General features: G+C 38.1%; 1 protein-coding gene. It reads left to right on the plus strand.

Translation table 11 applies throughout. The annotated features are described in order from the left end of the window. Window positions 1-17 precede the first annotated feature (17 nt). On the plus strand, window positions 18-507 hold a 490-nt coding region (locus tag IE142_RS40590; protein WP_502266925.1), incomplete at its 3' end, for a hypothetical protein.

Consider the following 507-nt stretch of genomic DNA (forward strand, 5'->3'; position numbering starts at 1 on the left):
GCGAAGATCAATTACCTATGATTGAGCAAACCAATGAAATCGTCACCAAAATAAATAGCTTAATAGGGCAACCAGTATTGACAAGCTGTAAGGTCGTAGTAGGGCAAGTCGGTCGTTTACCCGGTACAGATGGTAGTGGGAAAATGTCTAAATCCTTAGGTAATACGATTAATTTATCATCCACAGCAGATGAAATTAAAAAAGCGGTTTATTCGATGTATACCGATCCGCAACATATTGATGTTGCATCACCAGGTCATATTGAAGGTAATGTGGTGTTCACCTATTTAGATGCTTTTTGCCAAGATAAAGCCATGGTGACAGCAATGAAGGCTCATTACCAAAGAGGAGGACTTGGTGATATGAAATGCAAAGCTATGCTTAATGATATTTTACAAGAGCTTCTGCAACCAATACGTGAAAAAAGAGCGCAACTTATTAATGATAAAGCTTATTTATTACAAGTGATCAAAGAAGGGAGCGATAAAGCGAAAGAAGTGACTCAAC

The organism is Streptomyces mutabilis (assembly GCF_014649815.1).
Classification (GTDB): domain Bacteria; phylum Actinomycetota; class Actinomycetes; order Streptomycetales; family Streptomycetaceae; genus Streptomyces; species Streptomyces mutabilis.